Origin of the sequence: Posidoniimonas corsicana, from assembly GCF_007859765.1 — a bacterium.
GTDB lineage: Bacteria > Planctomycetota > Planctomycetia > Pirellulales > Lacipirellulaceae > Posidoniimonas > Posidoniimonas corsicana.
Genome location: NZ_SIHJ01000001.1, coordinates 313,294 through 326,781 on the forward strand (window position 1 = coordinate 313,294; position 13,488 = coordinate 326,781).

Consider the following 13,488-nt stretch of genomic DNA (forward strand, 5'->3'; position numbering starts at 1 on the left):
CTAACGATTAGAGCTCGTTGGCGCCGGACGCCGCCCCGGCTTCCGGCTCGCGGTCCGCCCGCGTCAGTCCGCTACAACAGCAACGACAACAACGCCAGCACGACGGCGAACGACGCGCCGTAGAGGGCGATCGCCATCGCCTCGCTGCGGCACGCACAGTGGTTGGCGTCGCCGTGGCCGCAGTTGCAGTACGGCAGGTGACGACCGTGCTCTGGCTCGCGATTGACGTCGCGAAGCGTCGGTTGCTCCGATGGCTGAGCTTGCTCGCCCTGCTTGATCATCGAACCCACCTTCACCGCGTCGTACCAGCTGAATGCCAGGCTGGGGTCCCCCGCGTACCGCGCTAGCAGCCGCCGCACCTGGTCCCGCTGCCCGGCCCGGAACACAAACCGGTACCGCTCGCCGCCCCGCAGGTAGTCAATCGTCAGGACGCCGGTTGGCTCGACGCCCGTACGGTTCAGCCCCCCGCTCATGCCGCCCCTCCCGCGACGCACAGCCGCTCGCTCAGGTCGACCGATCGGGAGCGACGCCGCAACGCATCGGGAACCGACGTCTGCGCCAGCAGACGGTGCAGGTCCAGCCGCAGGAACTCCCGAGTGTTGTTGACCAGCACACCCCGCCAGAACCTCCAGGGCGTCTCGGGGCGGCCGTGGCGGACCGCCTCCAGGCTCGACTCCAGCCAGTGCTCGCCGAGCCGCTCGACGCTCAGCACGGCGATCTTGGCGGCGTACTCCCAGTCGTCCGTGTTGGGGCGGGGCTTCCCGACAGCGGCCAGGATCGCGTTGCCCCGCCGCCTGACCTCCTCCAGGCCGCCCGGCGACAGCCGGCGGCCGAAACCAAAGCAAGCTTCTTCGGTCGCGCTCGACCCGTCTCGACTCGAAGAGCTAAGCTTAGAGTTCTCCTCTATGGCCGTGCCAAACTGGCACTCAACCTCGGCATCTTGGCACTCACCTGGGGCGTTTTGGCACTCACCCCCGCACGACGGCGCCGCCACGCCCAGACCAGCGAACGCCCCCCAGTCGATCCGCCAGGAGTTGGAAGCCCGCCCACCGTTGGCCCCCTTCCGGTTGCGGTTCTCGACCTCCAGCACGCCCAGCGCCTGGGCGTCCTCGCTGGCCCGGAACAGTGTCCGCCGCGAGTAGCGGCACTCGTCTGCTAGGCGGTCGCTCGACGCCCAGCAGCCGGTCCCCTGGTTGAGGCGGTGCACGGCCGACAACAACGCCACGACGTTGTTCCAACGCCGCTGCGACAGGCCGCTGCGGCGGTAGGGGACCGACTCCAGCAGACGGAACCGCTCGGCGTACTCGACGTCCAGCGGCAGCGGCTGCTGACCGGCGGCGGGTTTTCTTCGGTAGGCCATCGTGGTTGCTCTAGGCGTCTGGCGCGGAATAGTCTTCGTCGTCGCAGCGGCAGCCGTACAGCGGCGCCAGGCAGCAGGGGCACGGCTCGTCGAGCCAGCACTTGCAGTCGTCCAGGTACTCGCCGCAGTCTGGGCAGAACCGGTCGTCGTCGGGACGTTTTCCCATCACCACAGCTCTTGGCAGTCTTCCAGGTCGTCCTTGCTGACCGGCGTCTTCTTGATCGCGAACTCCAGCGGCTCGCCGGGCGGCATCTGCTGGAACTGCTCCATCAGCTTCTCACGCAGCGTGTAGGCGGCGATCGCAGAGTCGACCCCCAGCAGGGCGGTCGAACCGTCCGGGAAGCGGATCAGGTGGGCTACAGGCATCGGAGTCTCCGGGGTTGTCAGTACGCGCCGTCGCCAAACGGTCGCGGGTTGTCGGTCAGTCGGTTCATGACGCTCGGGAGCTCGCCCGGCTCATCGCCGACGATCTCCTCGTACCGCCGCAAGAAGTTGCCCGCCGCCCGGGCGGGCAACTCGTAGGAGATCTGCACCCGTGGGTAGGGCTTCACATCCCGCAGCGACTCCCACGCCGGCGCCTTCGGCTGCAGCAGGTCGCGCTCGGTCACCAGCAGCCGGTTGTCGACTTCGCGGACCTCGACGGGCTTGGGCCACGGGAAGTCGAACCGCTCGGCGATCGCCAGCATCATCCGAGCCTCCAACTCGACGTAGCCCGGCAGCCTCTGCTTGAGCGGCCGCACCAGATCGCCCAGGTACGCCTCGCTGGCGTCGTGCAGCAGCCCACACAACGCGAGCTCCGGCGGGACCAACCGCGAGACGATCACCGAATGCTGGGCCACGCTGTAGGGCTCGTGCGTGTGGCCTGCAAACCGGTTCACCCGCGACAGCCCGCGGGCGATGTCTTCGATGGTGAACTGCTCCGGCCGCGGGTGCAGCAGGTCCACGCGTCCCCCTTCGTAGAGTCCGATCCAGGTCATGCCGCGCCCTCCGCCGCCTGGTCCGCTTCCCAGAAGGTCTGCACGCAGTCCAGCACCCGGCGGCAGAGCTGCTCGGGGGAGCCGTCGTTCAGCACCTCGCCGTCGGTCGGCAGGCCGCCGGTCTGGTCGCTGACGTGACCGTTGACCGGTCCCACGCCGGGTCGCTCGATCCGGATCAGCCTCCCGCCGAAATCGCCCCGCAGCAGCGCGATCTCGTTGGCGAAGCGGACGTCGGTGATCACTACCGGCCCGCGGCGCCGGGTCTCATTGAGCCGCCGCCGCATCAGGTCGACCCACACGTCCGCACCGCAGACATCGCGGACCACGTCGGTCCCGAGCCCCTGCAGCAGCCGCCGCACGTCCGCGTGCCGCTTCGCGTGGTCCCACCCGAACGTGCCGACGATCCGCGCCAGCTTCGCGTGCGCCCCGTTGTCCAGCCGCACGACCGGGTCGAGCCGCAGCAGCGACTCACGCAGCGGGTCGGCGAACGCCAGCCGCCGCCAGCCCTGCTTGACCAGCTCGGCCGCGGCGGCGTCCTTGCCAGCGCCGGCGTAGCCGATCAGGCCCAAGAGCGGCGTATCCCGCCGGGCCCGCCGGATCGCGTTGCCGACCTCGCCGCGGTGCACGGGAACCTCCGGCGGCGCGTCGACCCCGATCCGGACCTTGTCGCCGCGGATGTCGACCACGGTCGCCCTGACGTTGTGGCCGACCTCAATGGTCTCGTTGATCTTCCGTGAAAGAACCAGCATGGACCTTGCTCCTGTGGAAATAAAACAAACCGCGTCGAACCACGCCACTACGGGCTGGGCTCGCTCTCGAGCCAGTAGATGTTCTCGCCGCGCGACGTGCCCCGGCGGTGCTTGATCACGTAGCCAATCTTGCCTAGCTCTTCGATCCGGGCGCTGTAGCGGAGGCCGATCTTGGAGAGCCGATGGTTGGGCTGCTCACCCTGCCGCAGCAGCTCGACGATCTCGCGCTGCTGCTTGCCGAGCCGCTTGCGATCGGCGGCCGGCGCCCGGCAGGGCGCGAGCGGCGCCTCTTCGCGTTCCGGCGTCCGCTGGGGCGGATCGAACAGCGGCAGCCGCTCGCCGCCGTCGGTCGCGGGGTAGTCGGACATGAATAAGAGCGGGGCCCGCGCTCGTCCGTGAGAACCACGTCGTGCGTTTCGCGGGCTTGCCGCCTCCTGGTAGGTCACGCCCAGCGTGAGCAGCTCCTACTGAGAGGCTCGGCCGAAGCCGAGCGGCAGTGTCACGTGCGGCCTTAGATAGGAGCTGCTCACGTCAGGCGTGAGTGATCATGCACGTGACGAAAACAAACCTAAGGGGCAAAAAATGCTAGATGCCCTGTCTGGGTGGGACATGCGTTCCAAGCTGTCGATTGCGAAAGCCCTGGACTCGCGAGATAAGTTGCGACACCGAAACGCAGCGTCAGCGCAACAGAACGCACCAATTCGGCCATTGTTGCCCGAAGAGAATCTCAAAGAAAATCCGACGACACAAATCGCTGGCGGGGCAGGGCGATCAGATCCATGGCCCACAAGAACGCAGCCGCGTCGAGCGGCGTCCCACCCAAATCTCACCCAACCGGCTCTTCACGCACCGCCCGATGTGAAGGGTGGCCGTGCGAACCTCGCAGAACGCGAGAAAAAACAACGCCAGCGCACCGCACGACACGCGAACTTGACTCTTAATCAGTAGGTTCTAGGTTCGAGTCCTAGAGGGAGCACTCACTCAACTTGTTGCTGCGGAAGAGCTTGCAGCGACCCTCTTCGCGCCTGCTCATATGCAGGTTTCTGCGTGGCGCACGCCTCGGACCGTCTGTGGCGTGTCCGATTCGGTTGCTGGGCGCCATACGCTGGAGTTGTCTTACTCTATTCAGCAGTTCTGCGTGTTTAGCAGAAGTCCCATGTCCGAGAGAACTCGCATCTCTTGCTGATGCTATCCGGTTGATAGATGCAAGTTCCTTGACAGGCGCCTCTGCGACCAATGACCGACTGACGGGAGTCAGGTGCCCTCTGGAAGAGCGGCAGCGGAGACTCGGAAGAGCAGCCGGCCATTGATGCGACCAATCTCACTGCCCAGGTGGCTCGCGTACAGGGGGAGGCGCGGAGTGGCTGCAGGCCTTCCGAGTGGCGGTAGGTGGCTTCGTTAGCGGCCTCGATCCGCAGCGATCACGGAACCTGATTGCCCGCTCGATGCATTACCTTCAGAGCGCCTCATCGAGTGCGATGATGAGTTGGTCGATTTCTTCGCGACTGGTGTAGTGAACGAAAGAAAGCCGTACTATGCCCGGTGCGGGACTCACGCCCATAGCCTCCAGGAGACGCTGCGCGTAGAAGTGCCCCAGGCCCGCCATAATCTTGCGCTGCTCGAGCGAGGCCAATACCTCTATCGGCTGGCGCCGCAGGGGAATGATTGACACCGTCGGCGCACGGCGGCTGGCATCGACTGGCCCAAGAACCCGCACATCGTCCCGCGATTCGAGCCAGTCCAGCTGTACCGTCAACAGTCGCCGCTCATGATCGCGGAACAAGTCGTGCACCGCTCGCCCTACCAGCGCGGCCGCCGACGGGGCTTCGAAGTGATGGCTGTAGACGGCGTCAATGTAGTCCGCGACACCCGCGGCAGCCGAGATCTGTGCGTGATCGGGGCCAGCCGGCGTCATCCGCTTGCGCGGAGTGCCGGCGTTGAAGTAGTGGCACTGCGGCGTAAGTTCCTGCAGCAGCTCATCGCGCACATACATCAAGCCTTGATGGGGGCCGTACGTCTTGTAGAGGGAGAACAGATACACATCGGCGCCCAGCTCGCCCAGATCGGGCAGTCCATGGGGAGCGTACGCAACTCCGTCAACCACGACGCGCGCACCGACGCCGTGACACCTGGCGACGGTTTCGGCGATGGGGTTGATCTCGGCGACGATATTGGAGCAGTGGGGAACGGTAACCAGGCGGGTGCGGTCGCTCAAGAGGTCATCCAGTTCCTCCACGTCTAGGCGCCCCGTGCTTGGGTCGACTCGCCACTCTTTGATGATGCACCCGGTTCGCGCCAGCTGACGCCACACCCCCGAGTTGGCTTCATGGTCCTGGTTGGTGACGACAACTTCATCCCCGGGTTGCAGCACGGATTCAAACGCTCTGGCTAGCACGTAGGTATTCTGGGACGTGGAGGGACCGAAGTGCAGCTCGTGCTCGCCGGCGTTTAGCAGCACGGCAAATCGACGATAGGCCTCATCCATCAGCTCGCCAGCGGTCCGCGATGCGGGGTAGGCGCCGTAGGGCTGCACCTTGTTTCTTGTGTAGTAGTCCCGCAATCGATCGACCGCGCGGCCGCAAGCATACGATCCGCCGGCGTTCTCGAAGAACGCCCATCCTTGCAGCGAAGCCTCCGAGAACGCTGGGAATTGGGCCCGCACAAAGTCCGTGTCGAGGGGACGTCCCATGGGTCTTTCCTTAGTGTGAGCAACGGGTACTGATCAGCGATCCAGTGTAGCGCCTAGTTGGCAGCGAGCCAGACGCGGCAATGTTCTCACTGCCAGGATCTCTCCGCAACCCAGTCTCGGAACCAGCCATCTTCGGTCTAAGCCGCAACCGTAGATCCCAGTCTCTGGTTGCGTCGCGGCCGGTTGTTGATGATGCTGGTTGCTCTCAAACAGTAGTCGCCCGAATCTCCTCGAAGTCGACGCCGCGTGAAGAGGAGTCTAGATGTTTTCCCGATCTGAGTGACGCCGTGGTCTCACGACGGCGGAAGTCTTCAAGTACGCTTCGGCAGTATTGCCTAATCCCGCCGCACTTCTACGTCTCGCTTCGAAGCTTACGTAGAACCAAGAGTTGCTTGAGATCAAATCCTGTGCCATTCAAGTGTGAAGATCTGCGGCCACGGGCGTGGACTTGGATACCGCCCGCCGCAATGCTGCACGGGGCGTCGTCACATTGGGATGCGTGACTCACATTGCGGGCGAAGCGTTTGCATCCACAGCATACGAAGATTTGGGCACTTGGACGATGGCGCACGGGCGCGGAGTCCTCATGTTCGTACACCGGTGATCTTCCTCACCGATCGCTGTGACTTGTTTGGCTTCCACTGCTACCGGCTCGTTCGGTCGGGGCATTGCTCTTTGCTCCTGTATGCAAGGTGCTCAACGTAGAAGATCCCTGCGGACATTCTCTCAACCAGGTTAAGGAGATCACCTAGAACTGGCCGGGGAATCGTTGCCGGAGAAAGTCGGCCTGGATCCGCACGTGAGCCAAGAAGATGCTGGACTGCGCCAGGCGCGCCATACTACCCTAGAACACTCGCAGGGCGAGCTGCTCTGGCTGATGTCTAACTTCCACTTCCCGATGAGCTCCGAAACCGGATCAGAGAAGACATCAAATGTTACAGCTGCCTGGTAAACAACAATTACTCGCCGCTCTGGTCGCTATCGTGGCGACGGGGACCGTGCCTGCCTTTTCTGAAGAAGTCGAGAGATTCTCAGCAGAACCGGTTCAACTTGAGGATCGCTTTGAGGTCGATACGAGGGAAGACTACAAGATCGAGGGCGACGCGGAGTGGTCGCGTCGGAAGCTCTCACTCAGCCCTAACGCGACTGTGGCGGTTGTAAAAACCATCGAAGACGAACTCTTGTTTGAACTCGACCTGTTGCCGGGCGAAGTACGCGTGGGAGAGGCTTCCGCGTCGCGTGTTACCTTCGTTAAGTCCAACGGCTGGCAGATCATCGTACTGATTGGCCGCGCATACCACCGAGGTCGGCTTTACCGCCAGGTCGTCGTATCGCAGATCGAAGGCAGCGATCAATCTGCTGAGGCTCCCGTGGTTGGCGAGCTGAGGCGCCTCCCGGCGTTCAGGATCCCCGGCGAGGCGGAGTCCTGGTCGATCCAGTGCCGCAACGGGCTCATTGAGGTCGCCTGCAACGGGCACAAGCTTGGCAGCGCCCACTCGGGCTCCGGCGGTGCGTGGGTCCATGCGATTGCACTGACGCAGCTCGGCAAAGAGTCTGCCGTGACGCGCCTGCGGCTTTCAGGCCGAACAGTGGGCTACACCCCGCGACAGCGAGAACTCTACAACCAGACAATCGCGCTGGGTCGGCGAGCAGCTGAAGCAGCAGCACGGGGCGAGCTGGAAGAGGCGACCAAATTGGAACGCCGCGCCATGGGCATGATCCAACTGAGTCTTGGGGAAGCTGACTTGGGGGTGGCCGTTGCGTACCGAAATATGGGTGGGCGGCTCATGGAGGCGGGCGACTACCTCGGCGCCAAGGAGGCCTACAAGGCTGCTCACGCCATATACTCTCAGCCGCTCGGCGCCGGCCACCCGGACACTCTGATTTGCGAGATCCACACAGCGATTGCAACCGCAAATATGGGTTACTTGGAGGAAGGCGCCGCGGACGTGAGGGATGCCCTCGGCAGGTACTTTCGTGTCGCTGGCGCTACCTCGCGAAGTTCGACAAACCTAATGAGTTGGTTGGCGGGGGTAGCGAAACGGCAAGCAGGGAAGGCGGCCGAGCGGGGCGATTACGTCGCGGCTCTGAACTACTGGCGAGAGGTTGTTGACTTAGAGGCCAAGAGCCGTGGGGCGGACCACCTGCACACGAAGCGCGCGCAGCTTGAGGTCGACTTCTTCACTCGGCTCCTCAGTGAAGTAGGGACGCAACGCGATCGGATGATCGAGTATGTCCGCACGGACACTCTCGTCGAAGAGCTGTTTGCACAGGGGGCAATGGAAGATTACTACAAGGCACAGGCAAAGCTTCTCCAGTTGAGCCGCGAGGTCAACGGCGATCGTCACCCGTTGACGGCGGACGCACTTGTAGCACGGGCGATCATTCACTCCAACAAGGGGCGCTTTGACCTTGGCCTCGCGATGCTGAGGGAAGGGGCAGAGATCTTCCGAGAGCATTTCGGCGAAGATAGCGTGATCTACCTCTGCAATTTAGGGAGAATCGGATCGCAGTTGAGCATGCACGGACGATACGCCGAAGCGACGCCACTGTTGGAGCAAGCCATCCGGTCGCTAGCGGAGCATGGCTTCGCGCGGTCAGTCGAGTACGCTGAGACGAAACTGGAGTTGGGGCGACACCTAATACGCATGGGCAAGAATCAAGAAGCGGCCGCGCACTTGGTTGAGTCGTTACAGACGTACCGCGTGATCGGTGAGCAGACCAATGGCGGCGTGCTTATCGCCTGCGAACGGCTGGCTGACATACACCGGTCCGAACACGACCTCGAAGCCGCGGAACGCTATTTGGAGCACCAGCGTAGCATTGTCCTTTCACTCTACGGGACGGACCACGAGAAGTATGTCAGTGTCTTGTCCTCCGAAGCATTCCACTGCTACCTGAGGGGCCAGTTCGACACTGCGCTTAAGAAGTACGAACAGGCTGGCCGGCTGGCCGAGAAGTTCTTCGGTAAGAACTCGCGGTCGTACGAGGCAGTTATCGACGGGATGCTCCGTGTCAACCTCTGGCTCCGCGACATGCCGGCGGTCGTGCGGCACTTTGAGGAGCGGCTCGAGTGGGAGCTCCACCGACGGGAAACGCTGTTTAGCGTCTACACCGAAGGGGAGCAGCTCGGGCGGGCGCAAGCCGATTTGCGGTCGCTCGACGCACTCTTGATCCTTGCCCTCGAAGGTCACCTCGACCCCCGCCGGGCCTACAGCCACGCGCTCGCCTTCAAGGGGGCAGTCGCCGCGCGACAGAGGGGAGATCGGATCTCCGCCAAGGACCCAGAATCTCGCCGGATGCGGGAAGAGCTGCAAGAGATCGAACTGCGGCTTAGCGAGCTCGACGCGACGGGCCCTGAGCTCCAGGAAGCGGAAGACCGGTCAGCGTTGCTACGACGCCTCCAAGAACTTGAATCGAACCTCGCGTCTCACAACTCGGCCTACCACGCAGCGGTCCAACGCACCAGCGTCGCCGACCTGCAGGCAGTCCTTCCAGACGGGACTGTCCTGGTTGACTACTTTGAGTATATCAAGCCCAATGACTACTTCGATCTTCTCTTCGGGTTGCGACCAAAGCTCGGGTTGGTCGCGTTTGTACTCAGCAACGAAGGCGAAGTGCGTCTCATCGATCTCAAGGGATTGACTGAGGTTGCTGATTCCATGTCTGCTTGGCGGAACGCAATGGCTCTAGAACCGTACGTCGGACTGAACGAGGCCGGTGAGAGCTCGGCCCAGGTTACCGACCAGCGCGGAGCGGACGTGTACCGAGCAATCTGGCACCCGCTGGTCGAGCACGTCGGCGACGCCAAGACCGTCGTCATTTCGCCAAGCACCAACCTGTCCGCCTGCCCATTTCCCGCGCTTCCTGTCGATTCTCGCTCTGCTTACCTAATCGAAACGCACGCAATTGCTACCGTTGCGAGCCCCCGCCTCATACCGGAACTGCTTGCGGATCGTCCAGCCAAGAAAGACCCGCGGCTCGTCGTGGTGGGCGACATTGACTATGGACTAGCAGCCGCCGCGCCGTCCGACGGTGGGCCCCCAGGTTCGCAGCTTCACTTTGAAAAGTTGATCGACGCAGAAGAAGCGCTCCGGCCGATTCAGCGCGCGTTCACGAAACTCTATCCGACGGGTGAATCTCATCGGCTCACAAAGAGCCTGGCGAGCGAGGGTGAGATCCGTCGCCACGCCCCAGGTGTTGACTTTCTGCACCTACACACCCATGGGTTTTGCGTGCTGGTAGACACAGGCTCGGGCGCAACTCCGGTTGTCGCAGAGGGCCCGATGACGCCTTCAACGGTAGTGCTGGCCGGAGTAGCGCTAGCCCACGCCAATGACAGCGAAGCTGCCGAAACCCAAGCCGACAACGGCATCCTGACAACGCAGGAGATTCAAGAGCTTGATCTCGGCGCCGCCGACTTAGTGACGTTATCGGCATGTCAAACCGCCTTAGGCGAGATAGCGCCGGGTGAGGGTATGCTTGGCGCTCAGCGCGCGCTCCATATCGCGGGGGCGCGTTCTTCGCTCACATCACTTTGGTCCGTGGAGGATGCAAGCACTCGATTGCTGATGTCGGAGTTCTACACCCGGCTGTGGGGAGATGGCGTGCCGAAGGCTGAGGCGTTGCAACAGGCCATGATCAACCTGCTTAGGGGTGGGGCCGTCGGTGGCGATCTTGTTGATGAGCGAACAAATGGTCGCATGCCACCCGCGCTGTGGGCTGGCTTCGTGTTGCATGGCGATTGGCGCTGACGCCGGAACGCCATGCCAGCTGTGGATTATGCTGTGTCGGAAGCGAGCGCATGAGACTGGCGTCGTCAGCCGCGTACTCTCAGGGTTCAGGGATTTTCATCTGAATGACGTCGATTCGGCACCTTAACGCTTTGCCAGGGATGCATCGACTTCTGCCCGCAAGATCGAGCTAGAGGGTCCAAGGGCAGGGCTACAAGGTAGACTGCCCCGATCTTTAAGCCAAATCGGCTGGTCTAGCCGAGGTGTTTGACGAGCGGCCGCGGCAATCTGAGGTGCCTTCACCCTCGCAGCTCTGCCGAGGGTGAAGTAGATGGGTCTTGTCCTGCGAATGCGTTAGTGCCGCATGCTGGACCGCGTCTCGCGTGTTCAGATCAGCTCGGGCGCAGCAGTGGCAGCTCTTCATGAACGCCGGCCAACACAGACGCCGGATTGACGCCGAGCCAGTTGGAGAGGAGCGTGGCGTAAATACGCCGGAAGTCCACACCCGTGCGGAGGTCGCCGTCTTGGAGGTCAGGCAGGTCGGGCGCGGCGCACAACAATCCACCGGCGACACTGGGGCCGGCCAAGAATACCGGGCCGGCTGTGCCGTGGTCGGTCCCCTGGGAGTCGTTCTCTTTGACTCGGCGACCAAACTCGCTGAACGCCACAACGACCGTTCGATCATCGAGTCCCGCCGACTTCAGATCGTCCAGGAATGCCTTGAGGGCGTTAGAGAATTCCCCCAGCAATCGCGAGTGTGTGAAGAGCTGCGATGAATGCGTGTCGTACCCCGATTGCGCGGTGTAGTAGACGCGGGCCTGCGATCCACTCTTCAGCAATTGCGAGACAAGTTTCAGCCGCATCCCCAGGCCCGTGCTAGGGTAGCCGTGCCCCACCTCTGCGGTTCTAGTTTGCTGCCTGTCAAACTCTTGGGAAGCGGCTACGGCGGAGAGCGTTTGCCGCGAGACGAAGGCCGAGAGCGAAGCGTCCGGCCCTTGCGCTTGTACGTCCTGAAACGCAGGGGCCAGCATCAGTCGGAGGTCCTCCTCTCGCGACAGTGCCGTGGCCTGAGAGCGACGGCCCCAGAGCGCAACAGGGGTTTCTTGATCCCCGACGTAGATTGCCCCCGGCGCCGATGCGTCGGTGTGCTCGTTGGCGTCGAGTGCTCGGCCTAGCCACCCGTAGCCGTCGTGGTCGGCGTCGTCGAAGCTGGCGGTCTGCCAGATCTTCATGCTGCGGAAGTGCGAGCGGTCGGGGTTGGGGTAGCCTACACCCTGCACGATCGCTAGGCGCCCCTCGTCGAACAGCTCTTTGGCGGCCCGCATGCTGGGGTGCAAACCGGTGTGGTCGTCGAGCTTGTGGAGCTTGTCGGCATCCAGGCGGAGCTTGTTGCGCGACCGGCCGTAGCCGTCGTCGCCGTACGGGACGACCGTGTTCAGGCCGTCGTTGCCGCCGTCGAGTTGGATGACCACAAGCGACTTGGCGTCGGCCTCGGCGCCGGCGGCGAACGCTGAGCGGGTGAAAGCGTACGGCAACATTGGGGCGAACGATACGACCGAGCTAGTCTGTAAGAACCGGCGACGAGAGAGCATGGGGACTCCTTTGGTTCAAGCCAGCGAGTGTTCGGGACTCGCTAGCAACAGGGCCAGGGCATTCGACAGTGGGGCGTCCGACGACTTGGCGGCTTCCGCAACCCGGGCGGCGACGCTGTTCGCGTTCTCGCCCCAGAGCAGCTTGGCGAGCCACGCGACGCCCTCTTGGAGGCTGTCAGGCTGGCCGTTTCGGCGGAGCAGATCTTCGATGTCAGGCTCACGGGCGGGCCGCCACGCCCGACCACCGGTCAGGGAGTCGGCGAAATTCGCGCGGGCGACAACTGTGCGGGTGGCGAGCCAGGCTCGCCCTTCGCTCCAGCCCCCCACGTTGGGCGGGTAGAACAGGTCCTGCCCCATCCTTGAGGCCCACTCCGCCAGCACCAGCGTGCTGGGGGGCGGGGCGCAGAGCTCAAGGGCCCGCACCGCGCCGACGATGTACTCGGATGGTCCTAACACCCGCGAACGCATGTTCTCGTCCGAGAAGAACAATCGTGATCGCAAGATAGTCTCGACGGCCCAGCCGACGTCCAGGTTGCGTGCGGCAAGCCCGTCTGCGAGCTCTTCCACAGCCGCTTGGGAACCGACGTTCTCTCCCAGAAAGGCCTGGCAGAGGCGCCGCGCGAGCCGCTTGGCGGTTGCCGGGTGGTTCAGGAGGCGTTCGAGTAACTCGTCGCCTGAGAGCGGTCCACGGTCACCGAGCAGGTCGATCTCGCCGGCGTCGTGCCGCGCCTCGCGGAAGGCGAACCTGCCGCCCGCGACCGTCCAGCCGGTCAGCGCACGGGCGGCGGCTTTGACATCTTGCTCCGTGTAGTTTCCGACGCCGAGCGTGAACAGCTCTAGCAGCTCACGGGCGAGGTTCTCGTTGGGGTGACCCTTGCGGTTCGAATCGGCGTCAAGCCAGACGAGCATCGCGGGGTGCTTCACCACGGACGCGAGAAGCTGGCCAAAGGGCGCCCTGGCGTGACTTCGTAGCAGATCATTCTGCTCCCGCATCAGCGTCAGGTCCTGCACCTTGCGGTTGCTGGTGGCGAAGTGGTTGTGCCACACCAGCGTGAGCCGCTCGCCTAGCGGGTCGGGAGACATCAGCATCCGGTAGACCCACCACGCCTTCAGTCGCGCCGGACTGCCCGACGCCATCGCGGCGTTGCCGATCGTTTCTGCCATCGACTCGAAATCGGTCGACTCGCCTCCCTCGAAAAGTAAGTCGACCGCCCCCTGAGGTCCGGTGGCCAGGTCCCGTTGCAAGACGCCCCACGGCGCGGCGAACGCAGCCCGGCGGTGCAGGTGTACAACGCGCTGCAGGTTCCACGGCGTGGACTCGTCGGGCGTGTAGGGCGCCCAGACGTTCTGGTCGTTGGCAGGCATGTCCCTTTCCCGTGGCGCTCGGC

The 13,488-nt window shown here is 63.6% G+C and carries 11 protein-coding genes and 1 pseudogene; 1 reads left to right on the forward strand and 11 read right to left on the reverse strand.

All coding sequences use genetic code 11. The features are described 5' to 3' along the window. Positions 1-71 precede the first annotated feature (71 nt). The 9 genes and pseudogenes from KOR34_RS01185 to KOR34_RS01215 all read right to left on the reverse strand — a co-directional run bounded on the left by KOR34_RS01185 (position 72) and on the right by KOR34_RS01215 (position 5,775). A complete protein-coding gene (locus KOR34_RS01185; protein ID WP_146561450.1) occupies positions 72-473 on the reverse strand; it encodes a hypothetical protein in 402 nt (133 codons plus the stop codon). Next, positions 470-1,360 carry a hypothetical protein gene (locus KOR34_RS01190; protein WP_146561452.1) on the reverse strand — a complete coding sequence of 297 codons (891 nt, stop codon included), beginning with the start codon at positions 1,358-1,360 and terminating at the stop codon, positions 470-472. Before KOR34_RS01190 ends, KOR34_RS01185 begins: the two co-directional genes overlap by 4 nt. Before the next feature lie 10 nt (positions 1,361-1,370). Then, the gene (locus tag KOR34_RS26350) at positions 1,371-1,526 is read right to left on the reverse strand and encodes a hypothetical protein (RefSeq protein ID WP_197531030.1); all 156 of its coding nucleotides are present in this window, start codon (positions 1,524-1,526) and stop codon (positions 1,371-1,373) included. After that, positions 1,526-1,726, reverse strand: coding sequence for a hypothetical protein (locus KOR34_RS01195; RefSeq protein ID WP_146561454.1), 201 nt, complete (start codon positions 1,724-1,726; stop codon positions 1,526-1,528). The genes KOR34_RS26350 and KOR34_RS01195 overlap by 1 nt, the downstream gene beginning before the upstream one ends. A 17-nt stretch (positions 1,727-1,743) precedes the next feature. Further along, the gene (locus KOR34_RS01200) at positions 1,744-2,337 is read right to left on the reverse strand and encodes a phosphohydrolase (RefSeq protein ID WP_146561456.1); all 594 of its coding nucleotides are present in this window, start codon (positions 2,335-2,337) and stop codon (positions 1,744-1,746) included. Then, positions 2,334-2,780 carry a deoxynucleotide monophosphate kinase family protein gene (locus KOR34_RS27410; protein ID WP_390620779.1) on the reverse strand — a complete coding sequence of 149 codons (447 nt, stop codon included), beginning with the start codon at positions 2,778-2,780 and terminating at the stop codon, positions 2,334-2,336. The genes KOR34_RS01200 and KOR34_RS27410 overlap by 4 nt, the downstream gene beginning before the upstream one ends. A gap of 147 nt (positions 2,781-2,927) precedes the next feature. Beyond that, a pseudogene (locus tag KOR34_RS27025) lies at positions 2,928-3,086 on the reverse strand (carbon storage regulator); the annotation flags it as partial. Between the two features lie 47 nt (positions 3,087-3,133). Beyond that, the gene (locus KOR34_RS01210; RefSeq protein WP_146561460.1) at positions 3,134-3,454 is read right to left on the reverse strand and encodes a hypothetical protein; all 321 of its coding nucleotides are present in this window, start codon (positions 3,452-3,454) and stop codon (positions 3,134-3,136) included. Between the two features lie 1,088 nt (positions 3,455-4,542). Continuing rightward, entirely contained in the window at positions 4,543-5,775 is a 1,233-nt protein-coding gene (locus tag KOR34_RS01215; protein WP_146561462.1) for an aminotransferase class V-fold PLP-dependent enzyme, read from the reverse strand. A gap of 932 nt (positions 5,776-6,707) precedes the next feature. Between KOR34_RS01215 and KOR34_RS01220 the strand changes: the two genes are divergently transcribed. Beyond that, on the forward strand, positions 6,708-10,529 hold the full coding sequence (locus KOR34_RS01220) for a CHAT domain-containing tetratricopeptide repeat protein (protein WP_146561464.1): 3,822 nt from the start codon (positions 6,708-6,710) through the stop codon (positions 10,527-10,529). Between the two features lie 371 nt (positions 10,530-10,900). Here KOR34_RS01220 and KOR34_RS01225 read toward each other — a convergent pair whose 3' ends face one another. Together KOR34_RS01225 and KOR34_RS01230 are read right to left on the reverse strand one after the other, a co-directional pair. After that, positions 10,901-12,046, reverse strand: a complete 1,146-nt coding sequence (locus KOR34_RS01225; RefSeq protein ID WP_197531031.1) for a DUF1501 domain-containing protein — start codon at positions 12,044-12,046, stop codon at positions 10,901-10,903. Between the two features lie 69 nt (positions 12,047-12,115). Then, positions 12,116-13,465, reverse strand: a complete 1,350-nt coding sequence (locus KOR34_RS01230) for a DUF1800 domain-containing protein (protein WP_146561468.1) — start codon at positions 13,463-13,465, stop codon at positions 12,116-12,118. Between the last annotated feature and the right edge of the window lie 23 nt (positions 13,466-13,488).